Source organism: Microbispora sp. NPDC049633 (genome assembly GCF_040675265.1).
Lineage (GTDB): Bacteria > Actinomycetota > Actinomycetes > Streptosporangiales > Streptosporangiaceae > Microbispora > Microbispora maris.
In genome coordinates this window covers 1-24885 of the sequence record NZ_JBFAOO010000081.1, presented here as the reverse complement: position 1 = coordinate 24885, position 24885 = coordinate 1, and the positions used below count along the sequence as shown (strand labels likewise).

Below are 24885 nucleotides of genomic sequence, written 5' to 3'. Positions count from 1 at the left end.
CCGGGTCCACCGTTACTGCCGTTCCCGCGCCGTGCGGCCCAGCTCGGCGCGGAACAGGCGCATCACGTTGGCGCCCAGGATCTTCTGGATCTCCTCGTCGGCGAACCCCCGCTTGAGGAGCGCGTCGGTCACCAGCGGAAGGCCGCGCGGGCCCTCCAGCCCGGGGATGGCGGCGTTCGCGTCGATCCCGGAGTAGCTGAAGCCCTCGCAGCACGGCGGGGTGAGGTCGGCGTACACCTCGCGCACGAAGTCGGGGCCGAGACCCACGTGGTCGATGCCGGCGACACCGGCGATGTGCTCGATGTGGTCCACGAGATGGTCGACCGTGGCCGAGCGGGCGTCCTCGGTGAGGAAGGCGGCGAGGAAGTTCACGCAGACGACGCCGCCGCCCGCGGCGACGCCCCTGAGCTGCTCGTCGGTGAGGTTCCTGTGGTGGTCGCGCAGGGCGCGCGCGGAGGAGTGCGTCGCGATGACGGGCCGGGTCGCGATCTCCAGCACGTGCGCGACGCCCGTGGCGCCCAGGTGCGAGATGTCGAAGAGCATGCCGAGCCGCTCCATCTCACGCAGCGCCTCGACGCCGTGACTGGTGAGCCTGGAACCGGTGCCGTCCTGGCCGCTGCCGTCGGCGAGAGCCGTACGGCCCCAGTGGGCGATCGAGGCGACGCGGACCCCGAGGCGGTGCAGGGCCGGGATCAGCTCGACGCTCTCGTCGATCCCCGGCATGCTCTCCAGGGCCAGCACCAGGGCGATCCTGCCGAGGGCGAGGGCCTCGTCGATCTGCTGCCCGTCGTGGCACAGCGCCACCGTGTCGGGGTTGCCCTCGGCCAGCACGTGGGCGCACTCGATCATCCGCAGGGTCTGGCGCAGCGCGCCCTCCGGGCGGAACTGGCTCTCCACGAACACGGGCAGCACCTGCACGTCGACCCCGCCCTGGACGAGCTGGGGGAGCCACTGCTCGCGGAAGAACGAGGCCCATGCCGCGGGCGGCCGGGCGGAGACGGCCATGAGCAGGTCGTTGTGGGTGTCGGCGACCACGGACCTGACGTGCAGGCTCTGCTGATCAACGGGCACGCTGGGGATCCTTCCTGGCGGCGGGGCGTCAAATGGGACGTTACTCCTCCCGGAACGTTCCGCCAGCAGGCTGTAGTGTGCGCGGGTGGAATCGATCTCCTGCACCCTCGCCGAGGTGGTCGAACGCCTGGAGGCGTTGTACGACCCCTCGTGGGCCGAGCCCTGGGACGCGGTGGGCCTCGTCTGCGGCGACCCGGAGCAGGCCGTACGGAGGATCCTGTTCGCGGTCGACCCGGTCGCCGTGGTGGTGGACGAGGCCCTCGGCTGGGGGGCCGACCTCGTCGTCACCCACCACCCGCTCTACCTGCGCGGCACCACGAGCGTCGCCGCCACGACCTTCAAGGGCCGGGTCGTGCACCGGCTCATCCGCGGCGGCGCCGCGCTCTACGCCGCGCACACCAACGCCGACGTCGCCGACCCCGGGGTCTCCGACGCGCTCGCGCGGGCCGTCGGCCTGACCGGGGACCTGCGGCCCCTCCAGCCCTCCGCCGCCGACCCGCGCCGCGGGCTCGGCCGCGTCGGCGACCTGCCCGCCCCGATGCCGCTGCGGGAGTTCGCCGCGCTGGCCGCCTCCGGGCTGCCCCGCACGGCGGGCCCGCCGCGGGTCGCGGGCGATCTCGACCGGCCGGTGCGTACGGTCGCCGTCTGCGGCGGCGCGGGCGACTCGCTGCTGGGGACGGCACGGGCCGCGGGCGTGGACGTCTTCCTGACGGCCGACCTGCGGCACCACCCGGCCAGCGAGCACCTGGAGGCGGACGGGCCCGCGCTCGTCGACGCCTCCCACTGGGCCACGGAATGGCCGTGGCTCGCGGACGCCGCCCGGCGTCTGACGTCAGCGCTGGCGGCCAGGGGCATTACTGTTGAGGCGCGCGTCTCCGACGCCGTCACCGACGCCTGGACGGCGACGACCACCGACTTGGACCCCCGAGCATCTTGAGGGATTTGGGATGAAGGCCGCACCGGAAGCACAGAAGCGTCTGCTCGATCTCGCGGAGCTCGACACGGGTCTCGACCGGTTGCGGCACCGCCGCCGCAGCCTGCCCGAGCTCGCCGAGATCGACGAGCTGTCCAAGAGGCTGGCCCGGGTCTCGACGCAGATCATCGCCGCCGAGACCGAGGCCGGCGACCTCGCCCGGGACCAGGCCAAGGCCGAGTCCGACGTCGACGCCGTACGCGTGCGGGTGGACCGGGACACCAAGCGCCTCGACTCCGGGCAGGTCTCCTCCCCGAAGGACCTGGCGAGCCTCCAGTCCGAGATCGTCTCGCTGCGGCGCAGGCAGTCGGACCTGGAGGAGGTCGTGCTGGAGATCATGGAACGCCGGGAGGCGGCCGACGCCGGGGTCGCCACGCTCAAGTCGGAGCGGGACGAGGTGACCGGCACGCTGCGCGCCGCCGAGGACCGCCGCGACGCGGCCTTCGCGGAGATCGACAAGGAGCTCGGCGAGCTGACCGGTGGCCGGTCCGCGATCACCGCCGACGTTCCGGCCGACGTGCTCGCGCTGTACGAGAAGATGCGCGAGCAGAGCGGCGTCGGCGCCGCCATGCTGCACGGCGGCCGGTGCCTCGGCTGCCGCACGAGCCTGTCGATCGCCGACCTCAACCGCATCCGGGCCGCCGCGCACGACGAGGTGGTCCGCTGCGAGGAGTGCCGCCGGATCCTGGTGCGTACGGCCGAGTCGGGGCTGTGACGGCGGCGATGGGCGCGACGGGGGGTTACGTCGTCGAGGCCGACGGCGGGTCGCGGGGCAACCCCGGCCCGGCCGGGTACGGCGCGGTGGTCAAGGACGACGCCGGGCGGGTGCTCGCCGAGGCCGCCGAGTCGATCGGCACCGCGACCAACAACGTGGCCGAATATCGCGGGCTCATCGCCGGGCTCCGGGCACTGCTCGCACTCGGCGCAGAGGGCGGGCGGGTCGAGGTGCGGATGGATTCCAAGCTGGTCATCGAGCAGATGGCCGGCCGCTGGAAGGTCAAGCACGAGGGCCTGCGGCCGCTCGCCCTGGAGGCGGCGGGCCTGGCCCGGCGCTTCCGCGTCACCTGGACGTGGATTCCGCGCGAGCGCAACAGCCACGCCGACCGGCTCGCCAACGAGGCGATGGACGCCGCCGCCCGGGGGGAGACGTGGCAGGCGAGCGAGATCACCTCCGCACCGGCGGCCGCTCCGGCCGTCGAGCCCGGCGCCGAGCCGCCCAACACCGACGCGCCCACGCTGTTCGACGAGGCCGGCGGGATTCCCGCGTCCGGCGCCTCTGCTCCCGGCGTCCCGGCTCCGGCCGCCGCCGATGGGCGTACGGGGGCGTCCGGCGCGACGGGCGTGAGGACCGCCGATGGACGTGCGGCGGCGGGTGCGGAGACCGACGGCGGACGCGCGTCGGCGGACGCGGGGACCGCCGGCAGGGCTGGGGACGCGGCGGCCGGGACCGCCACCTCCCATGACCGGCGCGGGCACGGATGGATGCCCCGGGCCACGCGCGTCGCCACGTCCCTGCTCCTGCTCCGGCACGGACAGACGCCGCTGTCGGTGGAGAAGCGGTTCTCCGGGCTCGGCGACCCGTCGCTCACCGCCACCGGACTCGCCCAGGCCGAGGCCGCGGCCCTGCGCCTGTCGCGTCAGCCGTACGAGGTCGAGGTGATCGTCACCTCCCCGCTCACCCGCGCCCGGCAGACGGCGGAGGCGGTGGCCGCCGGGACCGGCCTCACGGTGCTGGTCGACGACGATCTCCGGGAGACCGACTTCGGCGCGTGGGAGGGGCACACGTTCGCCGAGATCCAGCAGCGCTGGCCCCGGGAGTTGGCGGCCTGGCTGGCCGACCCGGACGTCGCCCCGCCCGGCGGGGAGAGCTTCGCGGCGACCGCGCGGCGGGTCGAGCAGGCCAGGGAGCGCATCGTGAAGGCCCACGAGGGCCGCAGCGTCGTCGTGGTCTCCCACGTGACCCCGATCAAGATGCTCGTCCGCTTCGCGCTGGGCGCGCCGCCCGAGTCCCTCTACCGGATGCATCTCGACCTGGCCTGCCTGTCGGTGATCGACTACTACGCCGACGGGCCCGCCGTCGTGCGCGCGCTGAACGACACCGCGCACCTCTCCTGACGTCTCCCTCCTCGGGGAGACGTGACGGCCGTGGCGGGGCGGCGTGCTGCCGCGCACCCCGGCGTCAGGCCCTCATGTCCCCGTACCCCAACCCGGTCCGTGCGCCTGCCGGTCCGATTGAACTCGTGGTTTGAGGGTTTCTCCCTCTGTCTCTGGTGACTACGGAGAAAAGTCTTCACCCGATAGTTCAACGATACCGTTGAAGGTATGGCAATCGACATCAAGGACACCGTCCACGCCGTCGACGCCGCCTCCGTCACGAGGCTGCTCCCTGCCCGGCCGCGGGTGCTCGCCCTGGGCGAGCCCACCCACGGCGACAACGAGCTGCTGGACCTGCGCAACGAGCTGTTCCGGCAGCTCGTCGAACAGGAGGGCTACCGGACGATCGCGCTCGAGAGCGACTGCCTGATGGGCCTGGTCGTGGACGACTACGTCACCTCGGGCACAGGCGCCCTCGACGAGGTGATGCAGCGCGGCGTCAGCCACGGGTGGGGCGCGTTCTCGGCCAACCGCGAGCTCGTGCGCTGGATGCGCGCGTACAACGAGGGCCGGCCCGCGGCCGAGCGGCTCCGCTTCGCCGGTCTCGACGGCCCGCTGGAGATAAGCCACGCCGCGAGCCCCCGGCAGGCCCTCACCGCTCTCCACGGCTACCTCGCGGCCCGCGTGGACGCGGACCTGCTCCCCTGCGATGCCGAGACACTCGACCGCCTGCTCGGCGCCGACGACCGCTGGGCCGATCCCGCCACGATGATGGATCCGTCCCGGTCCGTGGGACGGTCGGCCGAGGCCGGAGAGCTGCGGCTGTTCGCCGACGATCTCGTGGCGCTGCTCGACGCGGAGACGCCGCGCCTGCTCGCGACGTCCACACCGGACGAGTGGGACCGGGCGCGCCTGTACGGGCGCGCCGCCACCGGCCTGCTGCGCTACCACTACTGGATGGCCGACAGTTCACCGGGCCGCATGCCGCGGCTGCTGGGCCTGCGCAGCTCGATGATCGCCGCGAACCTCCTCGCCGTCGCGGAGCGGGGCCCGGCGCTGGTGTACGCCCACAACAGCCATCTCCAGCGGGACAAGAGCACGATGCGGATGGGCGAGGTGCCGTTCGAGTGGTGGAGCTCCGGCGCCATCGCGGACGCGCACCTGGGCGAGGGGTACGCCTTCCTGGCCATGGCCCTCGGCACGATCCGGCATCGGGGGGTGGACACCCCGCCGGCGGACACGCTCGAAGGGCTCCTGTACGCACTCCCGGAGGAGCGCTACGCCGTGGACGTCCGCCGGCTGGCGGCCGCCCTCGGCGACGCGCCGCCCGCCCTCCGCGTGTCCCCCTGGTTCGGCTACGCCCCGCTGGACCCGGCCCACCTGCCCGGCTACGACGCCATGGTGTTCGTGAAGGACGTCAGCCGCGGCTAGAGCGCCCGCCCGTACGGGTGACGGGATCCGGCGCGGCATCGGGCAGGGCGGCACCGGGCGGGACGACGCCGGGCGGCACGACGCCGGGCAGCACGACGCGGAAGGCCGCTCCGGCGCCGGGCCGTGTCCGCAGCTCCACCCGGCCCCCGTGCGCGGCGACGATCGACCGGACGATGGCCAGCCCCAGCCCCGCGCCCCCGCCGCCGGTGCGGCTGCGTGAGCCGTCCACCCGGTAGAAGCGGTCGAACACCCGGGCGGCCTCCTCCGCGGACATCCCCGGCCCCTCGTCGGCGATCACGAGGACCCCGTCTCCGCCGGCCGTGCCGACGCCGATCCGCACCGGCGTGCCCGGCGGAGTGTGGGCGACGGCGTTGCCCACGAGGTTGGAGACCACCTGACGCAGCCGCGCCTCGTCGCCGTGAACCGGCGCCGCGCCCGGCGGCCCGCCGTCCGGTCCGGTGAGCGTCACCTCCCGTCCGGGGTCCAGCGCGCGCAGGTCGTGGTGGGCGTCGGCGGCGAGCGTCCGCAGGTCCATGGGCGCGAGGTCCATGGGCAGGGCGTCCTCGCCTTCGTCGAGGCGGGCGAGCAGGAGCAGGTCCTCCACGAGCCGGACCAGGCGGGCCGCCTCGCTCTCGATACGGTCGAGGGTGAGGTCGGCGTCGGGCAGCCCGCCCATCCGGTGCAGTTCGGCGAACCCCTTGATGCCGAAAAGCGGGGTGCGTAGCTCGTGGCTGACGTCGGCGACGAAGCGGCGCATCCGGACCTGCGCCCGCTCCCGCTCGGCGAAGGCCGTCTCCAGCTGGCCGAGCATGGCGTTCAGGGCGGCCGCCAGCCGGCCGACCTCGGTCCGGGGCGCGGCCAGCGTGGGGACGCGCCGGGACAGGTCGCCCCCGGCGATGGCCGCGGCGGTCTCCTCGATCCGCCGCAGCGGCCGCAGCCCCCGCCGTACGGCGAACCACCCGATGACGGCGAGCGACGTCACCAGCGCCGCCGCGGTCACCGCGCAGACCGTCGTCAGGCGGCCGACGGTGGACCGCACCCCGCCGAGCGACGCCGCCACGACGATGCTGCCGGATGCCGCCGCCGGCGTCGTCGCGGTGGCGGGCCGCGGGACGGCCACGACGCGCCACTTGCCGCCTTCGGGGCCGGTCACGTCGAACGGCCGCCCGCCCAGCCGCTCGACTTCGCCGCTGTCGAGCCGGGGGAGCGCCGGGCCCCGATCCGGCAGCCCGTCCCGCGGCCGGTCCTGCAGCCAGGGACCGCCCTCCTGCTCGACGGCGCCGTCCGCGCGCAGGTAGGCGACGTACACCTGGTCGATCAGGTCCATTCCGGACAGGGCGCCCGGCAGCGGAGCGGTCTGCGGCGCGGACGGTACGGCGGACGGTACGGCGGTCAGCCGGGCGGGAATCCGCGACAGGACCGTCGCCATCGGCGCGAGCTGCCGGTCCACGCGTTCGATGAGGTGGGCCCGCAGGGTGGCGACCGCGACCGCGCCGCTGACGGCGAGGCCGGCCGTGAGCAGGGCCATGGTGGTGAGCAGCAGCCGTCCACGCAGCGACAGGCTCCCCAAGCGCGGCGACAGGCTCCCCGAACGCGGCGACGGGTTCCGCCATGGCGACAGGCCACGTGAGCGCGGCGACGGACGCCTCGTGCGGGCCGTCATGGGCGTGGCCCGCGCAGCACGTACCCGATGCCGTGCATCGTGTGGATCAGCTTGGGCCCGGTCCTGTCGATCTTCCGGCGCACGTAGCTCACGTACGTGTCCACGATGCTGGAGTCTCCGGCGAAGTCGTACCGCCAGACGTGCTCCAGGATCTGCGCCTTGGACACCACTCTTCCGGCGTTGAGCACCAGGTAGTGCAGCAGGCGGAACTCGGTCGGCGACAACCGCACGGGCGTGCCCGCCCGGATCACCTGATGCCCCTCCGGATCCAATTCGAGGTCGGCGACCCGCAGCGTGCGGTCCTCGGGGGCGGCTCCGGCCCGCCTGAGCACTGCCTCGATCCGCGCCAGCAGTTCCTCCAGGTCGAAGGGCTTGGTCACGTAGTCGTCGCCACCCAGCCGCAGTCCGTTGATCTTGTCCTGCGTGGTGTCGCGCGCGGTCAGGAACAGCACGGGCACCTGACCCGGACTTGCGCCGGACAGCGGGCGGGGGAGCGTCCGGAGACGGCGCATGACCTCGAAGCCGTCCATGTCGGGCAGCATGACGTCGAGGAGCACGAGGTCGGGCGGCGTGCCCCGCGCGGTCTCCAGGGCCTGCGACCCGGTCGCGGCCGAGGTCACCTCGTAGCCCGCGAAGCGGAGCGTGGCCGCCAGCAGTTCCCGCACCACGGGCTCGTCGTCGACCACCAGCAGGTGCCGCCCGTCCACCTCCGGCCTCCCTTCGCCGATCAGCGGAAGAATAGGTACGCGCTGCTAAGCCGGGCGTACAGGGCCCGTCGCCTCAGGCGTCCCGCCGGTGGAAGACGGCGGCGGCGGCGCCGAGCAGGCCGAGCACGGTGGCGGCGAGCACGGCGGCGCCCGCGAGCGGCGCGAGCCCCTCCGTGCCGGGATGGACCGCGAAGAGCCGCGCGCCCGCCGCGCTCGGCCACCAGGTGACGATCCACCTGGCCACCGCCTCCGGGAACAGGCCCGCCATGCCGGGAAGGATCAGCAGGAACGTCCCCAGCGAGACGGCCCCCGCCGACCTGCGCAGCAGGAACCCGAGCGCCATGCCGTACAGGCCGACCAGGCCCGTGAACAGGCCCGCGCCCAGCAGCGCCCAGGGCACTCCGGGATCACCGGGCCCCACGCTCGGCACGCCCCGCGCCGCGAGCGCCGCCTGGCTGAGCGTCAACGACAGGAGCGCCAGCGGCGGGCCGACGAGGAACGCGGCCAGCGCGACGACGGCCCCCTTGCCGGCGAGGAGGAGCCCGCGTCTGGGCACGGCGGTGACGCTGACCGGCATCGTCCCCGCGGCGTACTCGGAGGTCACGGTCAGCGCGCCGGCCGCGCTGACGAGCACTCCCACCAGCACGAGAGCGCGGAAGGCCGTCTCCGTGGGGTCGAAGGCCGCCCGGTCCGCGGCCGGTGCGGCGAGGTAGTCGCGTGCGGCGGCCATGCCGAACAGGTAGCCGTACGCCCCGGCCGCGACCATGGCCCCGGCCAGGCAGCCGAGCATGGCCCGGATGCTGCGGAACTTCACCCACTCCGCGCGCAGCACGCCGTACGCGGTCATGAGACGGCTCCGGCGGGACTCGCGGCGAACTCGACGCTGTCGCCGGTGAGCTCCAGGTAGGCCTCCTCCAGGGAAGCCCGCCACGGCGTGAGTTCGTGCAGGACGATTCCGTGGGCGGCGGCGAGCCCACCGATCTCGGCGCCGGACAGCCCGGTCACCGTCAGGCCGCCCCCGGCGGCGGGCCGGACGACGGCGCCGGCCTGCCGGAGCAGGGTGGCGAGCCGCGGCCCGTCGGGAGTGCGCACGAGCACCGCCTGCCGCGCGGCCGAGCGGACGAAGGCCTCCAACCCGGTGTCGGCGATCAGCCGCCCGCGGCCGATGACCACGAGGTGGTCGGCCGTGAGGGCCATCTCGCTCATCAGGTGGCTGGACAGCAGGACGGTCCGGCCCTCGGCGGCCAGGCTCCGCGTCAGCGTGCGGATCCATCGGATGCCCTCGGGGTCCAGCCCGTTGACGGGTTCGTCGAGCAGCACCACCGGCGGGTCGCCGAGCAGCGCCACCGCGATGCCGAGCCGCTGCTTCATGCCCAGGGAGAACCCGCCGGGGCGACGGCCCGCCACGTCGGCCAGGCCGACGAGCCCGAGCACCTCCTCGACCCGGCGCCGTCCGATGCCGTTGCCGTACGCCAGGGAGAGCAGGTGGTCGATCGCGGTCCTGCGCGGGTGCACGGCGTGCGCGTCGAGCAGTGCCCCCACCTCCCGCAGGGGTACGCGCAGGTCGGCATAGCGCCGCCCCCCGATCATCGCGCTCCCGCTCGTCGGCCTGTCGAGCCCGAGGATCATCCGCATCGTGCTCGTCTTGCCCGCGCCGTTCGGTCCGAGGAAGCCGGTGACGACGCCCGGCCGTACGTCGAAGCTGAGGCCGTCCACGACGGCGACCTCGCCGTACCTCTTGGTCAGCTGCCGCAACTCAATCATGGGACGCAGACTCGCCCACCGGTCTGCGTGGCCGCTGAGAGGTTCTGTGCGAGTTCTGTGAGCGGCCCGCCCGCGACCTGCGCCGGTGCCGCCTCACGTCTTCGTTTCGCGGGCGAACTCAGAGAGTCTTCACATGACCGCCGGCCGGGCCGGGGAATGATTCGGGAGCCGCTAGGCTTACCCTCACGGTGGACGAGCCGGCCGGGCGGCCGCGTCAGGACTTCGGTCCTGCCGAGGAAGGTCCGGGCTCCACAGGGCAGGGTGGTCGGTAACGCCGACCCGGGGCGACCCGCGGGACAGTGCCACAGAAAACAGACCGCCCCTTCGCGGGGGTAAGGGTGAAACGGTGGTGTAAGAGACCACCAGCGCCCACGGTGACGTGGGCGGCTCGGTAAACCCCACCCGGAGCAAGGTCAAGAAGGGACGTTCTCCGGAACGTCCCGCGCGCGACGTTCGAGGGCTGCCCGCCCGAGCCGCGCGGGTGGACCGCTTGAGGCCGCCGGCAACGGCGGTCCTAGATGGATGGCCGCCGGTCAGCCCTCGTGGCTGGCCACAGAACCCGGCCTACAGGCCGGCTCGTCCACCTTCCGCCCCTCTGAGCTGGGCCGACTTCCGGATCACTCCTGCTCGGGGCACATCGGGGGCACATCGAGCGCGGAACGGAACGCCGAATCGAGGGCCGTACGAGCCCGCTCGGAGGCTGCCCACGTCCTCGGGCAGGTAGCGCCAAGCAGCGCGAAGCGATGAGAAGCGGCAAACGTTGAAAGTCCAGCTCAGCGTATGAGCTGGGCACTCCCCGCAGGTCAGCCGTCAGGACAGATCAGATCTACGACTTGTAACCAGCCCCGCCACGCCTGTCAGGGCGGATAGCAGGGCCTTCAAGGACCTACGAGATAATGATCGGTCTTGGCCGTGACTGTGCCATCAAGCTGGAGGGGGACGATCTGATGGGGTTCTTCGGCACCTATCTATATGACGGAAGCCGCTGGCTGGAGCACGAGGCCGATCAACATCCGGATTTCGCCGAGCCCTGGCTCATGGTCAGTATTCATGACAGCGACATCACGACTGTGGTCTATCGGCCGGCAGGGCCGGGCTCTGGCGTCGCTTATCTGGGTCTTACCCCGCGTACCTACTTCTAGGATTCGAACGCCTCAGCGCCTACCGACCCGGCACTCGAAACGGCAGGACTGGCGAACTGTGGGGGCAGGTACACGGCGTTACCAACGACGCCGAGCGCAAGGCGAAAGAGCGCCAACTTGCTGCTTACCTTGCCGAGGACATTGACCCAGCGGAGATCGACGAGGCCGAGGACGAAGACGTTGACGACCTTGATGATGCGGAGATCTTCGTGGAGGTGAAGACCGGCGCCTTCCTCGGGACACTGCATCTGCCTATACCCGATGATCTCTCCCGGTGATACCTACAGTGACCGGGAGCGGGTCGCCGCTACCGCAGTGCAGCCGGGGCACTTTGGGGGCGCACGCGCTCCGAAAACGCTGGCAAGCGATGACAACGAACGGAAGCGTTTTCGCAGGTAGCTTGTGGTGCGGAGCGATTCGCCGCAGGTAGGTAGCGTGCGAAATTAGAACCCGGCCTACAGGTCGGCTCGTCCACCTTTCGCCCCTCTGAGCTGGGGCGCCTCTCCGATCGCTCCTCCTCGGGGCGCACCTAGCGCGGCGGGACACCCTCGCCCGGCCATGGGTGGTGGCCTTCACTCCTCGTGGTCGTCGTCCCTGAATTGGAGCGCCTCCGTAGAGGGTTGCGGTTGTCGATCACGGCGTTCCGTGATCGCCATGGCGACGGCGGCGAGCATCCAGCCGGCTCCCGATACAGCCAGCGTGACAGGGATGCCGATGTCTCGGTGAACCTCGAGGGACGCGAGCACGCCCAAAAGGAGAGTGAATGTGCCAAGGGTCAAGAAAATTTGGCGGGCGCTCATTCGAGTGATGTTAGGGCAAGCGGGATCAGCTGGTGAAGGGGCGCTTTCGCCCTTGCCGGCTTGACGGTACCGGGGAGAGCGATATAGCAGCCGGAACAGCAGCGTCACCAAAAGCAACGCGAAACGATGAGAACTTCAGCACTGAGAGGCCTGCTGAACGCGCGATCGGAGCAGCCACGCAGGTCAGCCGGCAGGACCGATCAGATCTACGCCGTGTGATCGCGTCACGTCCGGCAGGATGAGCCACGTGCCCTTCGATCCCAACTCTGACGCGGTCAAGACGCGAGACCGAGAAGCTGTCGAGCGAATTCTCGGCCGTCCCCTGAGCCAGTCATGGCCGGCCGGTGCGTTGCCCCCTGGAAGCCGGGTCATGGTCCTACGCGACTCGGTCAGGGGCGGGCCGTGGCAGGAGGAGTTCCTGGGAACAATCGACGACATGGGCGCGCCCGAGCCGGTTCAGCATGCGCACGCTCACCCAGGTGAATTGGAATACTGGGTCATGTTCGATGAGCCGCAGGCAGATAGCGATGGGTGTGACCCTTATCGCAAAGCCCGGATCTGGGGCCGCTATCTGAGACTTGAGCCACCCGCCGATCGTCTGTAGCGGTCCGGGGCACTGCGGGGCCGCGTCGCTGCGAAAACGCTGCAAGCGAGACAACGGACGCAGGCGTTCTCTCAGGTAGCTTGATCCCGGTCGACTTGACCTCACCGCCGTACAGCGGCACGCGTGCCCCGGGTGCTCCCAGTGCGGCAGCGCCGGTCGTCTGGACTTCGGCAAGCCATGCGACTTGCTGAGAGGCGTTTTGCCGTCAGCGGGCACGGCCGGTGCGAGCATCGCGAGGGGTAGAAGCGATCACCACAGCCGGGGGAAGACATGCTCCGAAAACTGATCCTGATAGTGGGCGTTGCCGTAGCCGCGTCGCCGACCGCCATGGCCTGGGCGGACGAGGTGCCGGGAGTTCTCTCGGCGCGGGCGGCCATCGCCGTCACGCCGGCCGGGCAGGAGTCGGGTGCGTGTAGTCCCGGATCGCCGTGTGCGGCGGTCGACTGCGGCCCGGGCCGCGTCTGTGTGCCCTCGCCCAAGCAGTGCTTCACCACCCCGTGCCCGCAGTACGACTGCGTGCCCGCGTCCTCGGCGCCCCGCTCCGATCGCCGGCCTCCCCACCCCGGCTCACATCCTGACCGGTGGCGGCCCGGGCATCCCGAGCAGCGACCGGCCTACCCAGGCCACCGGCAGACGGTGGACCACTCGCCCGGCACTCCTGGTGACCCGGCACGCGACGTCGGCCGGGTGAGCGACGTCCAGCCGTGAACGGCGACCGGGAACGCGTACGGGGCGAGGAACGCCCGGCCGAAAATGCTTCGCGCGGCGAGGGCAGGAGCGCCTAGCGTTGATCCTCTCTGCGGGCGCGGAGGGCGTGCCCTGCCGTTCAGATCGGAGGTGCGAAGCGGCATGACCTGTCACCCCGTCGCGCTCTGCTTCGACGCGCACGACCCGCTCGGTCTCGCGGGCTTCTGGGCCGGTGTCCTGGGCTGGGAGACGGCCGAGGACGACATCGCGCTCCTGCCGAACGACGACACCGGGTTCCGGATCCGATTCCTACCGACGCGGGAGCCGAAGTCCGGCCAGAACCGCGCCCACTTCGACCTGACGAGCACGTCCCTCGAAGACCAGCAGCGGACGGTGGCGAGGGCGCTCGAACTCGGCGGCCGGCACATCGACGTCGGGCAGAGCCCGGAGGACGATCACGTCGTGCTCGCGGACCCCGAAGGCAACGAGTTCTGCGTCATCGGGCCGGACAACAAGTTCCTCGCCGACTGCGGATTCATCGGGGCGGTCTCCTGCGACGGTTCGCAGGAGGTCGGGTATTTCTGGAGCGAGGCGCTGGGCTGGCCGCTGGTCTGGGACCAGGACCAGGAGACCGCGATCCGCTCGCCGCACGGCGGCCCGAAGATCACCTGGGGTGGTCCGCCGCTGATGCCGAAGCCCGGGAAGAACCGGCTGCATTTCGACATCGCTCCACCCGCCGGCGGTGATCAGCAAGCGGAGGTCGACCGCCTCGTCTCCCTCGGGGCGAAGCGCGTCGACATCGGTCAGGGCGAGGTCGGCTGGGTGGTCATGGCCGACCCCGACGGCAACGAGTTCTGCGTTCTGCCCCCGCGATAGCGCGAACGGCCCGGCTGTCCGGCATCGGCACGAGAAGCCCACGATCAGGAGTGTCCGGAGCCGGCGTTGAGGCGTGACAGGGCGCTGTCGAGCAGCATGTCCAGGGCGGCGGGGTAGGCGCTGTCGTTCATGTCGGCGATCAGCAGAGGTGCGACCGCCGCGATGTTGGGGTGGGTGGCCGCGGGCAGGCGGGCGTAGGTCGCCTGCCAGATCTCCTCGTCCGCCCTGCGTGCCTGTTCCGGCAGTGCGAGGGAGGCCGCGTCCAGCGCGGCGAAGGCCAGCGTCATGTCGATGAAGGTGTGGTAGACGCGGACCGCCTCACGGTCGGGGAACCCGGCGCCCCGCAGTAGCCCGAGGATCGCCTCGTCGGCCGCGATCTCGTGCGACTTGCCGCTGATGCGGCTGGCGGTCAGCACCGCGGCCTGGGGATGTTCGAGGTAGGCGGCGTGGATGAGCAGGCCCAGTTCGCGTAGGTCGGCGCGCCAGTCGCCGGTGGCGCGCCAGCCGGCCATGGCACGCCCGATGAGCATGTCGCCGATGGCCAGGGTCAGGTCGTCGATCCCGGCGAAGTAGCGGTAGAGCGTGCTGGGGTCGGCGCCCAGGGCGATGCCGAGCCGCCGCACGGTCAATCCGGCGGAGCCGTGTTCGCGCAGCATGCGCAGCGCGGTCCGCACGATGAGATCCTCCGAGAGGACCACCCCGTTCTTCGTGGGGCGGCGCCGTCTGCGCGCCGGTTCCGGGATCACGGGCTTGGGCACGCCTTCCTCCTGTCCGCCTGACGGCTTATGCCAACACCATTGACGTTACCAGTGACGGTGCCGTTGGATCGGGCATACCAAGGCGTTTTGTCCTGGAAAGGGAGAGTTTTGTCATGCGTGTTCTGCTCGTCGGCGCCGGTGGGGTGGGTACGGCGATCACCCGGATCGCGGCCCGCCGGTCCTTCTTCGACCACATGGTCGTAACCGACTACGACCTGTCCCGCGCGGAGGCGGCGGTCGCCGCACTCGGGGAGGAGGGCGCGCGCTTCAGCGCCCGGCGGGTGGACGCGAGCGACGAGGCCGCGGTGGCGGCGCTGCTGGCCGAGCACCGCTGCGACGTCCTGCTCAACGCCACCGACCCGCGGTTCGTGATGCCGCTGTTCCGGGCCGCGCTGTCGGCCGGAGCGCACTACCTGGACATGGCGATGTCCCTGTCGCGGCCCGATCCGGAGCGCCCGCACGAGGTGTGCGGGGTCAAGCTGGGGGACGCCCAGTTCGAGATGGCCGCCGAGTGGGAGAAGGCGGGCAGGCTCGCACTGGTCGGCATGGGGGTGGAGCCGGGGCTGTCGGACGTCTTCGCCCGGTACGCCGCCGACGAGCTCTTCGACCACATCGAGGAGATCGGCATCCGCGACGGCGCCAACCTCACGGTCGACGGGTACGACTTCGCGCCGTCCTTCAGCATCTGGACCACGATCGAGGAGTGTCTCAACCCCCCGGTCGTGTACGAGGCGGGCCGGGGCTGGTTCACCACCCCTCCCTTCAGCGAGCCGGAGGTGTTCGACTTCCCCGAGGGCATCGGCCCGGTCGAGTGCGTCAACGTGGAGCACGAGGAGGTCCTGCTCGTGCCGCGCTGGGTCGACGCCGAGCGGGTGACCTTCAAGTACGGGCTGGGCGCGGAGTTCATCGACACGCTGCGGACCCTGCACCTGCTGGGTCTTGACCGCACCGAACCGGTCCAGGTCGTCGCCGAGGGGGGCACCACCGTCGAGGTCTCCCCGCGTGACGTGGTCGCGGCGTGCCTGCCCGACCCGGCGACCCTCGGGGATCGCATGCGCGGCAAGACATGCGCGGGCACCTGGGTCAAGGGCACCGGGAACGGCGGTCCGCGCGAGGTCTACCTGTATCACGTGGTCGACAACGAGTGGTCCATGCGCGAGTACGGCTCGCAGGCGGTGGTGTGGCAGACCGCCGTCAACCCGGTCGTGGCCCTCGAACTGATGGCCACCGGCGTCTGGTCCGGCGCCGGCGTCCTGGGGCCGGAGGCCCTGCCGCCCCGGCCCTTCCTCGACCTGCTCACAGAGCACGGCTCTGCCTGGGGCATGCGCGAGCAGTGACCGTTCGGGCAGCGGGGCCGCGGTGGAGGCTCTCGGCCTGTCCACCGGCTTCACCTCGCCGGCGAGAGCCCTCGGCCCCCGTACGACGAGCGTCCGGCGTGCGATTTTAGATTCTGCTGGGAATCGTCGCGGGTGGGGCAGGGAACTTCGCAGACGTGACATCCCTCCACCACCTACGTGACTGCCTCGGCGATCTCGATGAGCTGGAGCGCAGCGTGAAGCACGGCATCGACAGCATGTGCGGCAAGCTGTATCGGGCCATCGATTGGCAGCGGCGATTCGAGGCCGACGTGTCCCACGAGCTGCGCACCCCGATCGCGGGGCTGCGGGCACAGCTGGAGGAGGCTCGGCTGCATCCCGCCGACATCGATGTGGACGACCTGCTCGAACGGGCGCTCAACGATGTGGGGCGGCTGCAGGCGCTGGTCGACGATCTGTACCTGCTGGCCCGGCTCCAGGCGGCCGCGCAGCCGGCTGAGCCGGCCCTGCTGGACCTCGGACAGCTCGTGCAGAGCGAGCTGGCCCAGCGTACCGACAGGCTCGACGTCAAGGTGCGGGCCGACCCCGGGGTCATGGTCCCCGGCCTGGAAGCCCGGCTGCGGCGGATGCTCTCCGAACTGCTCGACAACGCGCAGAGACACGCCAAGACCCGCGTGCTCGTCCAGGTCCAGCGTGCGGCCGGCACCGCGGAGCTCGTCGTCGCCGACGACGGAGACGGGATCGGGGAGGAGGACCGTGAGCGGATCTTCGACCGCTTCACCCGTCTCGACGCCGCCCGCTCCCGCGACCGCGGCGGAACCGGCCTCGGCCTGGCGATCGTGCGGAACATCGCATACGGCCACGGGGGCCAGGTGCACGTCGAGCGGTCGCCGGCCGGCGGCGCGGCCTTCGTCGTCCGGCTGCCCCTGGCCTGACCGGCGGTTCTCGCCGAGCACCCGCACCCCCGAGGACGAGGACGTCGGCCGGCCGGGCCCGCACCCGGTGAGCACGAGCCGTCCGGCTCTGGGGCCTCAGCCCGGCGGAGCGTCCACGGAGCCGTCGGCATAGGTGATCCTCGGCATCGGGGGCGGCGGCGCGCCGGTGAGTGCCGCGCAGGTGACCATACCGCCCCCGGGCGCCGCCAGGTCCTCGGTGGCCACGCAGGCCAGCCGGGACGTGGTGGGGGTCTCCGCGGAGGTGTCGACCGGCTTCGACACGCGCTCGGCGTCCATGGTCACGGTGCAGGTCCGCGATCTCGGCCCCTCGTCGCAGCCATACCAGTAAGGGGTCTTCATCGGCCGATAGTAGGGATTGTTCTCGGCCCGCAGCGGGTCGGGGTCGGGGCCCTGAATCGTTGCGGTGAGCCGGATCCGCTGCCCCTCGGCCAGCTTGAACCGGCACCGCTGTTTGTCCGTGGAGATCTCTTTGGTCTTCGCGGCGCAGCTCACCGGAGCGCCGGACACCTTCACACCCCACCCGGTGAGCATCAGGACGAAGAAGTCGTACTGCTTCCTCTCCTCGCTCGGTTCGGGGGCCGGAGTGTCACCCGGAACCGTCACGTGGCTGGCACCGTCGGGGCCGGGGACGGTCAGCTTGTGCAGCACCGCGGTGAGATCCTCGGCCGACGTGGCGAACCGGGGTTCGGGCGCCCCTGTGGTGGCGGCGAGTTGCCGCAGGCCGTCCTGCCGGCCCTTCGGCACCTTGTAGCCGACGAACCGGAACTCCAGGGTCAGCCCGGCGGCGGCGATCCTGTCCCGGATGGTCTTCCGCAGCGCGGCCTGGTCCTGGGCGCAGGCGTCCTCGCCGTGGCCGGTCACCACGACGATCCGGTTGACCTTCTTGCCGCGGAAGGGATACAGCCCGGAGAAGTCGCCGATCGCCGCGAGGACGCCGTCGCCCAGGGTCGCCGCGCCGGACGGGGTGAGGGCGCGCGCCGCGGCGGCGATCCGGTCGCCCTGGCCCCGGCCGGCGGGCACGACCTCGGCGGTGGTGTCGGTGGCGCCGCAGGTGCCGCCGAACCGGCGCACCGAGAGCGCGTCGCCGTCTCCGGAGTTGTGGGCCGCGGAGCCCACGGCGGCGGCGATCGCGCCGAACCGGCCGGCCGGGCCGGCTGAGGCGTCCACCAGGAACGTTGTGCGGTAGTCGGGAACCAGTACGAGCCAGACGTAGGCGCCCGCGCCCGCGACCACAAGGGCGACGGTGAGCAGCGACGCCACCACGCGCCGGCCCCTCCTGCGCGGCCCGGTCACCGCGGGGCCTTCGGCAGGGTGAGCCGGAGCGCGGCGAGTGCCCTGTTCATGGCGTCCACCTCGTCGTTGTAGCGGTCGGCGATGGCGTTGTAGCGCGTGGGCGCGGCGGTCCTCGACCGGGCCGCGTCGAGCAGGTCCCTGGCGGCGGGGACGAGCTCCTTCTGCAGGTCGCGCAGGCCGATGGCCCTGCGGTGGATATCCCGGGTGGCGGGGGTTCTCGCCCGGTCGGCGAGCACCTTGAGTTGCGCGTCGGCGTCGCCCGTCCCGGCCCGGTCGAGCTCGCGCTCGGCCACGTCGAGCCGGCCCGCGCCGATCGCGTTCACCGCGGCGTCGACCCGTTTCGCGGTGGGGTCGAGGACGCGGATCACCTCGTAGGCGTTCGCCCGCACCGGTTCGGTGTTGGTGAGCCAGTCGAGTGCCGCCCGCAGTTGTTCCGAGGTCTCGGTGAAGACGGGCTCCGGCGCGCCGGCGGCCGAGGCGATCCGGCTGAGCCGGTCCCGCTGGTCCTCCGGCACCTGATGCCCGACCAGCCGGAACTGGATCTTCAGGCCGGCCGAGGCGATGCGCTGCCGGATCTCGTCCTCGGCGTACTCGGCGTCGCAGGCGTCCGCGCCGTGACGTGTGACGACGATGACCCGGTTGACCTGGGTGGCGCGCAGCGGCCAGAACCCGGAGAAGTCGCCGGCCGCCTCGACGATGCCCTTCACCATCGTCGGCCTGCCGCCCGTGGACACCCGGCCCGCCGCGTCGGTGATCTGGCTCCGGTTGCCGGTGCCGAAGTCCACCAGCCGGGTGGTGTTGCCGTCCCGGCCGCACTCGCCGCCGAAGCCGCGCAGGCCCAGCGCGTCGTCGTCTCCGGAGTTGCCCACGGCGGCCCGCAGCGCCCCGGCGATGTCGGTGGCGTCCGCGCTGGTGTCGATGAGGAACTGGGTCTTGTACGTGGGGGACAGGGCGGGGATCAGCCAGTTCACCGTCGCCCAGCCCCCGCCGCCGATGAGAGCGGCCGCGGCGACGGCGAGGACCAGAGGCTTGAAGTCGACGGCCAGATGGATGATCAGGTCGCGGCCGGCCTGGAGGATCCAGCCCAGACCGAAGACACGCGCCTCCTGCCGCACCTCGTCAGGGCCGGTGTCGGTCTCCTGGCTCACTCCCGGCCGATCCGGATGTCGCGGCCCGCCTGGTTGACCCGGCCGAACCCGGTGACCGTGGCGTTCTGGGTGACGGTGATCCGCCGTCCGTCCGGGGGCAGCAGCGGGGTGAGCTCGTCGTCGACGATCCGGCGCAGCTCCCGGGCGGCCTCGGGGTCGGCGGCCGCCAGCCGGTGCAGGCGTTGCCGCCACTCCACCACCAGGGCCTGTTCGGCCTGCTCGTCGCCCGCTTCCCGGGCGGCCAGCAGTTCCGTACGGGCCTCCGCGAGATCGGCCTCGACCGCCGGCGCCTGCTCCGGACGGGCGCGCCGCCACAGCGCGACGACGGCCCTGCGGCCGTCCCGCCATCCCTCGGTCGCCAGCACACTTACCAATGCGGTGGCGGCGGCCAGCGCAAGCGCATCCATTGCACTCCTGGACGAGTCTGATCGACGGGCCTTTCGAGCCCTGGCTCATGAGTCAGGATCGGCCGGGGTGGCGGCGAAGTCGAAGGCGGCCTGCCTATGGGGCATAGGCGACGGCTATGCCCGCAGGTCGCCTAGTTCGCAGGAGGCGGGCACCACACCCGGGGCGGAGCGGGCCAGCCCGCGGACGGTCCGGGCCGCGAGCGAGCAGAACGCCTCGGCGAGTCCACCCCGGTCCTCACGCCGGCGGGCCGCGACGACCGTCGCCGGCGGCAGGCCGGTGAGCTCGATCATCCGCAGGCCGGTCGGCAGCGCGGTGTCCCTGAAGTTGTACGGGCCCGGGCACACCACCCGGTTCAGTCGCACGCTGAGCAGCACTTCCTCGGAGGTGGCGCTGGGCGCGCCGCGGTATCGGGGCGGCTCGTCGTTGCGCTGCTCGTCCATGGTCCACCAGCGCACCGCGCGGGCCGGGACCTCGGCGTGCACCGGGGCGAAGGTCTGGCCGAGCACGTCCGTGAAGTGGACGGCGTCCACGTCCCACAGGTCGTGCCCGGTGGACACGGCGAGCCCCCGCGGTTCGGTGAGCACCGGCTCCCATGCGAGGCGTTCCTGGTCCACCGGCATGAACATCAGCGCCACGTCGATCTCGCCGTGGATCAGCGGCCGGTCGAAGTCGACCAGGCCGAGCTGCCGGAGGCTCACCGCCACCTCCGCATAGGCCTCGGCGAACGCGGTGAGCACGGTGAGGTGGATCTCACGCGGCATCGGCAGCGCCACGCCCACCCGCAGCGTGCCCTCCCGCAGGCCGCCCACGTATCGGGCGGTCGAGGCCGCCTCGTCCACGGCGTGCAGCACGCCGCGAATCCGGTCGTAAAAGGCGGCCCCGGCGGGGGTGAGCCGGGTCCCGGACGGGCCCCGGACCAGCAGTGGGGTGCCCACGTGGCGTTCCAGGTCCCGGATCTGCTGGCTGAGCGTCGGCTGCGACACGTGCAGGCGGGCGGCGGCCCGGGTGAAGCCGCCGTATTCGGCGACTGCCACGAAATACCGGAAATGGCGCAGTTCCATGTGTCCGTCCCCGTGGCCGAGTCGGGAGGCCCCCGACGTGGACGCTCATCCGGATGTCGTGGCGACGCGCCCTGACGTTACAGATAGTCGCCGGACGGTCGTGGAACGGAGTCGGGCGACGATCCGGCCGAGGTGACGGCCGAGGTGACGGCCGAGGTGACGGCCGAGGTGCCGTACGGCCTGCGCGGTCAGGAGAAGCGCTCGACGGTCACGGGGACGGGGCCCGCGTGACGCATGACCGTCGTCAACCGCCGCAACAGCGGCCCGAGGGCCTCGCCGGACGCGGTTCCCAGATGGGCGGTGAGGTCGACGGAGCAGGCGGCGCCGGGCCCGATCCGGCGTACGTTCCAGGTGAAGACGTCCGAGGCGGTGCGCAGCGCACCCGTGCCGACGACCCGGGTCCGCGGGTCGCCGGCCTCCGTCGCGAGCGTGACCACCTCCGCGAGGCGGGGAAGGCTGGGCTCGCCGGCGAACAGCAGGCGGTAGACCCGCGTGTCGTGGAACCCCTCCGGCACCTGCGGCGGACTGAGGCGCAGGGGAGGCGAGTCCGGCAGAGGCAGGTGGTCGTGGAACATCGCCCGCAGCCACGCCTCACCGGGCAGCTCGCCCCCGCCGAGAGCGTGGTACGCCGCCTCGGCCTCGGGGCGGCTCACCGCCCGCGCGCGGGCGCGCAGGCCGGGATCCTCGCGCATCGCGCGCCCGAAGGCCGCCGAACTCCACCACACGCCGTCGGTCGCGGTCCACCCGGCGGTGTCCAGGCCGATGGTCCTGAAGTCGCCGGCCAGGGCGAACTCCTCGACGACGACTCCCTCCGCGTCCGTCCCGGCAGTGATCAGGTAGTAGTCGAGACCCGCCTCAGGTGTGGCGGCGAGAGCCGATCGCCCACGCTCGTCCATGTCGCTGTTCATGGCCGCAGGCTACTGACCTTGCCGCCCGGCTCCCGTGGGTGATCACGATGAACTCCACCCGCTCGCCGATCTTGGCGAGGAAGTGCGGCCCTTCCCCCTTGCGGTTGTTGATCAGCACGTCGTTGAAGACGACGGTGAACGTCTTGTCCGGCAGCACGTCGCCCTTCGCCGGACCACCAGCGGCCCGTAGAGGCCCTTCTTGATGCCTCCCGTGCCATGGTCGGAGCCCACCACGTGGTCGTGGTAGTGCCAGTAGCCCGCGCTGCCGGGCTCGATGGTCCCGCCGGTGCGGCGGCCCTGCGCGTGGGTGCGCCAGACGTAGATGCGCCGGCCTCCCGGCTCCACCACGCTGTCGTTCATGCGCGTGCCGTCGCTGGTCACCTCGTAGAGGGTGATGCGGCGCGGGTTCCCCGCACCGGTGGGTGCGGTCGCGGTCCTGTCCACCGGCGCCGCGCTCGCCTGGCCGGACATGACCAGCGGGGCGAACGCGGCGGCGGTCGCGGCCGTGGTGAAGGCGCGCCGGAAGAACAGGCTCCGCCTCGTGCCCCTGCCTGCCTCGGTCATGGTTCCCCTATCGGTGACGACGTCCCGTTCGTGCCGAGGTGGCTGCGCCTCCGTGGGCTCGGCGACGAGCCGGCCGGGACGGTTCCCCGTGTGCTCCACCCGCTTCGCCTCGCCGAGGCCCATGAAGGTCCAGCCTGTGCCGCCGCCTGGTCGAGCGGTCCTGTCAGTCGGTCCGGAAGGGGTCGTGCTCGGCGAGGAGTTTGTCGAGCCGGGCCTGGTCCACCCGGCTGACGACGGTCGACTCCTCCTGCCGGTCCCGTACGCATTTGGCCAGCGTGAACGTGGAGGTCACCACGTACATCAGCCCGAGGGCGAGAAAGGAGCGCACCCAGGCCGTGACCGGAAGGTAGAGGATGCCGGCCGCCAGGCCCACGAGGGAGATCGCGAATGAGATGACGGCCTGGGCATAGAAGGCCGTCGTTGTTGAGGGTCTCACCGGTTTCGTCATGGATGTCATGATCCGTGCGTACGCCTGCCGGGACATGAGCGTCCCTACTCAGTTACCGGTGAGTACGAATCCCCGGCTCAGTGGTCCGGATGCAAAGCGTTGCCGATGTACATGGCCGCCAGCATGGTGAACAGGAGCGCCTGCAGGAACTGGATGAATATCTCCAGGGCGGTCATCACGACGGCCATGGCCACGCTGAGCAGACCCACCGGGACCCCGGGCACCGTGGGGTGCTCGACGAGGAACCAGAATCCCACCGCGCTGAAGAACGCCAGCAGCAGATGCCCCGCGAACATGTTCGCGAACAGCCGTATGGCGTGCGTGAACGGCGAGGTGACGAACGTGTAGAGCAGTTCGAGCGGCGCGTACAGGACCAGCGCGACCGGCTTCGGCAGGCCGGGCGGGAACATCAGGCTCTTGAGGTATCCGCCCACCCCGTGGTGCCGGAAGCCGAGGTAGAGCTTGATCACATACACGACCAGGGCGAACACCACCGGAAATGCGATGTGGGAGTTCACCGGGAACTGCACTCCCGGGATCACGCCCAACAGGTTCCACAGCAGGATCACCGAGAAGAGGCTGAGCAGGAACGGCATCCAGCGTTCGGCGTCCCCGCCGAGGAAGGGCCGGGCCACCTGGTCGCGCACGAACAGGTAGCCGTACTCGCCGAAGTGCTGCAGGCCGCGGGGGACGAGCGACGGCCGCGCGAAGGCGCCCCACGCGAGCGCGCACAGCAGGACCACGCCGACCACGGCCAGCACCACGGGCTTGGTCAGCCAGTACGGCGCGCCGGGCCAGAGCGGCGGAAAGTCGAACAGCTCGAGGCCAGGAGCCGTGAAGTCGTCCATGGCGAGGATTGCGGGCATGGGGAGTCCCCTCGACGGGCGGCCGAAAACTGAGTACGACGTACTCACTTTTGTGGTGCGAGCCTACCTACCCGGTACGGTGTACGCAATAGCGCGACGACCTGGGGCGATGAAACATGACGGGCCACGAGAACCTGTGGATGCGACCCGAGCGCCCGGCGCGGGGGCCGCGGCCGAGCTTCAGCCGTGCCGCTCTCGCGGAGGCCGCGATCAGGATCGCCGACGCCGAGGGACTGGAGGCCATCTCCATGCGGCGGCTGGCCGCCGATCTCGGGGCGGGCACGATGTCCCTGTACCGCTACGTGACGGGCAAGGACGAGGTGCTCGACCTCATGCTCGACACCGTGGTTCGGGAGTACCTGCCGGAGGATCAGGATCCGCCGGACGACTGGGCCGAGGGGCTGCGCCTGCTCGCCTGGCAGGCCCGGCGCACCATGCTCCGCCACCCGTGGCTCGCGCCGCTGGCGGCCGGGCGGCCGCAGGTCGGCCCGAACAGCGCGCGCCTCACGGAGACCGCCCTCGGCATGCTCGACGGCCTCGGCCTGAGCGTCGACGAGATGCTGACCCTCGTCGGCGCGGTCTTCGCGTACGTGAACGGCTACATACAGAGCGAGCTGGCCGAAGGTGAGGCGCTCCGGCGGTCGGGGCTCACGCTGGCGCAGCGGCTGGCGCAGCACCTGTCCTACATCCAGTCGCTCATCGCGACGGGGAACTACCCCATGCTGGAACGGATGACGAAGGAGGGCGGGCGGCGGTACACCGGAGCCGACGACCGCTTCGCCTACGGCCTGGACCGGCTGCTCGACGGAATCGCCGCGGGTCTGCCGCCGCGCGGCGACACGGAAGGGCCCGCGTCACCGCGCTGACGGCACGCACCGGTGCGGGCCGGGGTGGCATGGGGTGGGGTCAGTTCGGGGTGATCTCGTGGAGGCGGCAGACCTGCCGCCAGACACGCGCGTCGAGCGTGCCCGCCCTGTCCTGGAAGTCGGCGACGGGGACGCGGACCGGCCCGGTGAGGTCGAGGAAGCTGTTGTGGTCGGCGTCGGGATCCCAGGTACGGGTGGGGATCTCGACGTGGTCGTCGCGGTCGCTGCGGTCCTGGCTCGTGATCTTCAGGACCTCGGCGCCGCCCCGGTGGGTCCTGAGCACCACGCACGGGCGCACCTTGTGGCCCGGCCCGTCCTCGTAGGGCACGTCGGCCCACCAGATCTCACCGGGACGCGGTCCGGCCTGCGTGGCCGCACCCCCGCGTCCGCCCGCGTCGCCGCCCGTCGCCCGGCGGCCGCCACCGGTCCCGGAGGCGTGGCCGGCGGAGCCGCGCCTCGTGCCGGGGCCGGTGCCGCTCCC

General features: G+C 71.9%; 27 protein-coding genes and 1 other RNA gene. 10 read left to right on the top strand and 18 right to left on the bottom strand.

What is annotated here, in order from left to right:
* Positions 1-12 precede the first annotated feature (12 nt).
* A complete protein-coding gene (locus AB0J39_RS21390; protein ID WP_363467335.1) occupies positions 13-1071 on the bottom strand; it encodes a dipeptidase in 1059 nt (352 codons plus the stop codon).
* Positions 1072-1156: 85 nt separating this feature from the next.
* Between AB0J39_RS21390 and AB0J39_RS21385 the strand changes: the two genes are divergently transcribed.
* The 4 genes from AB0J39_RS21385 (at position 1157) to AB0J39_RS21370 (ending at position 5569) form a co-directional block, all read left to right on the top strand.
* Positions 1157-2008 carry a Nif3-like dinuclear metal center hexameric protein gene (locus AB0J39_RS21385; RefSeq protein WP_363467332.1) on the top strand — a complete coding sequence of 284 codons (852 nt, stop codon included), beginning with the start codon at positions 1157-1159 and terminating at the stop codon, positions 2006-2008.
* Between the two features lie 10 nt (positions 2009-2018).
* Entirely contained in the window at positions 2019-2759 is a 741-nt protein-coding gene (locus AB0J39_RS21380) for a C4-type zinc ribbon domain-containing protein (RefSeq protein ID WP_363467329.1), read from the top strand.
* Positions 2756-4159: a bifunctional RNase H/acid phosphatase gene (locus AB0J39_RS21375; protein ID WP_363467327.1), complete on the top strand. Its 1404-nt coding sequence runs from the start codon at positions 2756-2758 to the stop codon at positions 4157-4159. The genes AB0J39_RS21380 and AB0J39_RS21375 overlap by 4 nt, the downstream gene beginning before the upstream one ends.
* Positions 4160-4366: 207 nt before the next feature.
* Positions 4367-5569 carry an erythromycin esterase family protein gene (locus AB0J39_RS21370; RefSeq protein WP_363467325.1) on the top strand — a complete coding sequence of 401 codons (1203 nt, stop codon included), beginning with the start codon at positions 4367-4369 and terminating at the stop codon, positions 5567-5569.
* Here AB0J39_RS21370 and AB0J39_RS21365 read toward each other — a convergent pair.
* The 4 genes from AB0J39_RS21365 to AB0J39_RS21350 form a co-directional block, all read right to left on the bottom strand.
* The gene (locus AB0J39_RS21365) at positions 5556-7139 is read right to left on the bottom strand and encodes a HAMP domain-containing sensor histidine kinase (RefSeq protein WP_363467324.1); all 1584 of its coding nucleotides are present in this window, start codon (positions 7137-7139) and stop codon (positions 5556-5558) included. The two genes, AB0J39_RS21370 and AB0J39_RS21365, sit on opposite strands and share 14 nt — an antisense overlap.
* A gap of 89 nt (positions 7140-7228) precedes the next feature.
* Complete coding sequence (locus AB0J39_RS21360) at positions 7229-7939, bottom strand: response regulator transcription factor (RefSeq protein WP_363467321.1); 711 nt, start codon at positions 7937-7939, stop codon at positions 7229-7231.
* A 73-nt stretch (positions 7940-8012) separates the two neighbouring features.
* The gene (locus AB0J39_RS21355; RefSeq protein WP_363467318.1) at positions 8013-8786 is read right to left on the bottom strand and encodes a hypothetical protein; all 774 of its coding nucleotides are present in this window, start codon (positions 8784-8786) and stop codon (positions 8013-8015) included.
* Positions 8783-9703, bottom strand: a complete 921-nt coding sequence (locus tag AB0J39_RS21350; protein ID WP_363467316.1) for an ATP-binding cassette domain-containing protein — start codon at positions 9701-9703, stop codon at positions 8783-8785. Before AB0J39_RS21350 ends, AB0J39_RS21355 begins: the two co-directional genes overlap by 4 nt.
* 193 nt (positions 9704-9896) lie before the next feature.
* Between AB0J39_RS21350 and rnpB the strand changes: the two genes are divergently transcribed.
* Both rnpB and AB0J39_RS21340 read left to right on the top strand, forming a co-directional pair.
* Positions 9897-10286: RNase P RNA component class A (gene rnpB, locus AB0J39_RS21345), an RNA gene on the top strand.
* 313 nt (positions 10287-10599) lie between these two features.
* Positions 10600-10845 (top strand): hypothetical protein, encoded by a 246-nt coding sequence (locus tag AB0J39_RS21340; RefSeq protein WP_363467314.1) that lies wholly within the window; start codon positions 10600-10602, stop codon positions 10843-10845.
* Here the strand turns inward: AB0J39_RS21340 and AB0J39_RS21335 are convergent.
* Together AB0J39_RS21335 and AB0J39_RS21330 are read right to left on the bottom strand one after the other, a co-directional pair.
* Complete coding sequence (locus AB0J39_RS21335; protein WP_363467311.1) at positions 10842-11093, bottom strand: hypothetical protein; 252 nt, start codon at positions 11091-11093, stop codon at positions 10842-10844. The genes AB0J39_RS21340 and AB0J39_RS21335 overlap by 4 nt on opposite strands.
* Before the next feature lie 324 nt (positions 11094-11417).
* Positions 11418-11645, bottom strand: coding sequence for a hypothetical protein (locus AB0J39_RS21330; protein ID WP_363467308.1), 228 nt, complete (start codon positions 11643-11645; stop codon positions 11418-11420).
* Positions 11646-13098: 1453 nt separating this feature from the next.
* Between AB0J39_RS21330 and AB0J39_RS21325 the strand changes: the two genes are divergently transcribed.
* Positions 13099-13812 carry a VOC family protein gene (locus AB0J39_RS21325; protein WP_363467306.1) on the top strand — a complete coding sequence of 238 codons (714 nt, stop codon included), beginning with the start codon at positions 13099-13101 and terminating at the stop codon, positions 13810-13812.
* A gap of 44 nt (positions 13813-13856) precedes the next feature.
* Here AB0J39_RS21325 and AB0J39_RS21320 read toward each other — a convergent pair whose 3' ends face one another.
* Entirely contained in the window at positions 13857-14570 is a 714-nt protein-coding gene (locus AB0J39_RS21320) for a TetR/AcrR family transcriptional regulator (RefSeq protein WP_363467303.1), read from the bottom strand.
* 113 nt (positions 14571-14683) lie between these two features.
* Between AB0J39_RS21320 and AB0J39_RS21315 the strand changes: the two genes are divergently transcribed.
* Entirely contained in the window at positions 14684-15907 is a 1224-nt protein-coding gene (locus tag AB0J39_RS21315; protein ID WP_363467300.1) for a saccharopine dehydrogenase C-terminal domain-containing protein, read from the top strand.
* A gap of 155 nt (positions 15908-16062) precedes the next feature.
* On the top strand, positions 16063-16821 hold the full coding sequence (locus AB0J39_RS21310; protein WP_363467298.1) for an ATP-binding protein: 759 nt from the start codon (positions 16063-16065) through the stop codon (positions 16819-16821).
* Positions 16822-16917: 96 nt separating this feature from the next.
* Here the strand turns inward: AB0J39_RS21310 and AB0J39_RS21305 are convergent, their stop codons facing one another.
* From AB0J39_RS21305 to atpB, 9 genes are all read right to left on the bottom strand, one after another.
* Complete coding sequence (locus tag AB0J39_RS21305; protein WP_363467296.1) at positions 16918-18105, bottom strand: hypothetical protein; 1188 nt, start codon at positions 18103-18105, stop codon at positions 16918-16920.
* A 26-nt stretch (positions 18106-18131) separates the two neighbouring features.
* Positions 18132-19283: a hypothetical protein gene (locus AB0J39_RS21300; RefSeq protein WP_363467293.1), complete on the bottom strand. Its 1152-nt coding sequence runs from the start codon at positions 19281-19283 to the stop codon at positions 18132-18134.
* On the bottom strand, positions 19280-19690 hold the full coding sequence (locus AB0J39_RS21295) for a hypothetical protein (RefSeq protein WP_363467290.1): 411 nt from the start codon (positions 19688-19690) through the stop codon (positions 19280-19282). Before AB0J39_RS21295 ends, AB0J39_RS21300 begins: the two co-directional genes overlap by 4 nt.
* A 114-nt stretch (positions 19691-19804) precedes the next feature.
* The gene (locus AB0J39_RS21290; RefSeq protein WP_363467287.1) at positions 19805-20752 is read right to left on the bottom strand and encodes a LysR family transcriptional regulator; all 948 of its coding nucleotides are present in this window, start codon (positions 20750-20752) and stop codon (positions 19805-19807) included.
* Between the two features lie 188 nt (positions 20753-20940).
* Positions 20941-21660, bottom strand: coding sequence for a hypothetical protein (locus AB0J39_RS21285; protein WP_363467284.1), 720 nt, complete (start codon positions 21658-21660; stop codon positions 20941-20943).
* The gene (locus AB0J39_RS21280) at positions 21608-21817 is read right to left on the bottom strand and encodes a hypothetical protein (protein ID WP_363467282.1); all 210 of its coding nucleotides are present in this window, start codon (positions 21815-21817) and stop codon (positions 21608-21610) included. Before AB0J39_RS21280 ends, AB0J39_RS21285 begins: the two co-directional genes overlap by 53 nt.
* Entirely contained in the window at positions 21772-22347 is a 576-nt protein-coding gene (locus AB0J39_RS21275) for a hypothetical protein (RefSeq protein ID WP_363467279.1), read from the bottom strand. The genes AB0J39_RS21280 and AB0J39_RS21275 overlap by 46 nt, the downstream gene beginning before the upstream one ends.
* A 40-nt stretch (positions 22348-22387) precedes the next feature.
* The gene (locus tag AB0J39_RS21270; protein ID WP_363467277.1) at positions 22388-22672 is read right to left on the bottom strand and encodes a YiaA/YiaB family inner membrane protein; all 285 of its coding nucleotides are present in this window, start codon (positions 22670-22672) and stop codon (positions 22388-22390) included.
* Positions 22673-22749: 77 nt separating this feature from the next.
* On the bottom strand, positions 22750-23538 hold the full coding sequence (atpB, locus tag AB0J39_RS21265; protein ID WP_363467275.1) for a F0F1 ATP synthase subunit A: 789 nt from the start codon (positions 23536-23538) through the stop codon (positions 22750-22752).
* 116 nt (positions 23539-23654) lie between these two features.
* Here atpB and AB0J39_RS21260 point away from each other — a divergent pair, with 116 nt between their 5' ends.
* The gene (locus tag AB0J39_RS21260; protein ID WP_363467272.1) at positions 23655-24404 is read left to right on the top strand and encodes a TetR/AcrR family transcriptional regulator C-terminal domain-containing protein; all 750 of its coding nucleotides are present in this window, start codon (positions 23655-23657) and stop codon (positions 24402-24404) included.
* Positions 24405-24444: 40 nt separating this feature from the next.
* Here AB0J39_RS21260 and AB0J39_RS21255 read toward each other — a convergent pair.
* Positions 24445-24885 (bottom strand): type II toxin-antitoxin system PemK/MazF family toxin (locus AB0J39_RS21255; RefSeq protein ID WP_363467270.1); only part of this gene is annotated, 441 nt, incomplete at its 5' end.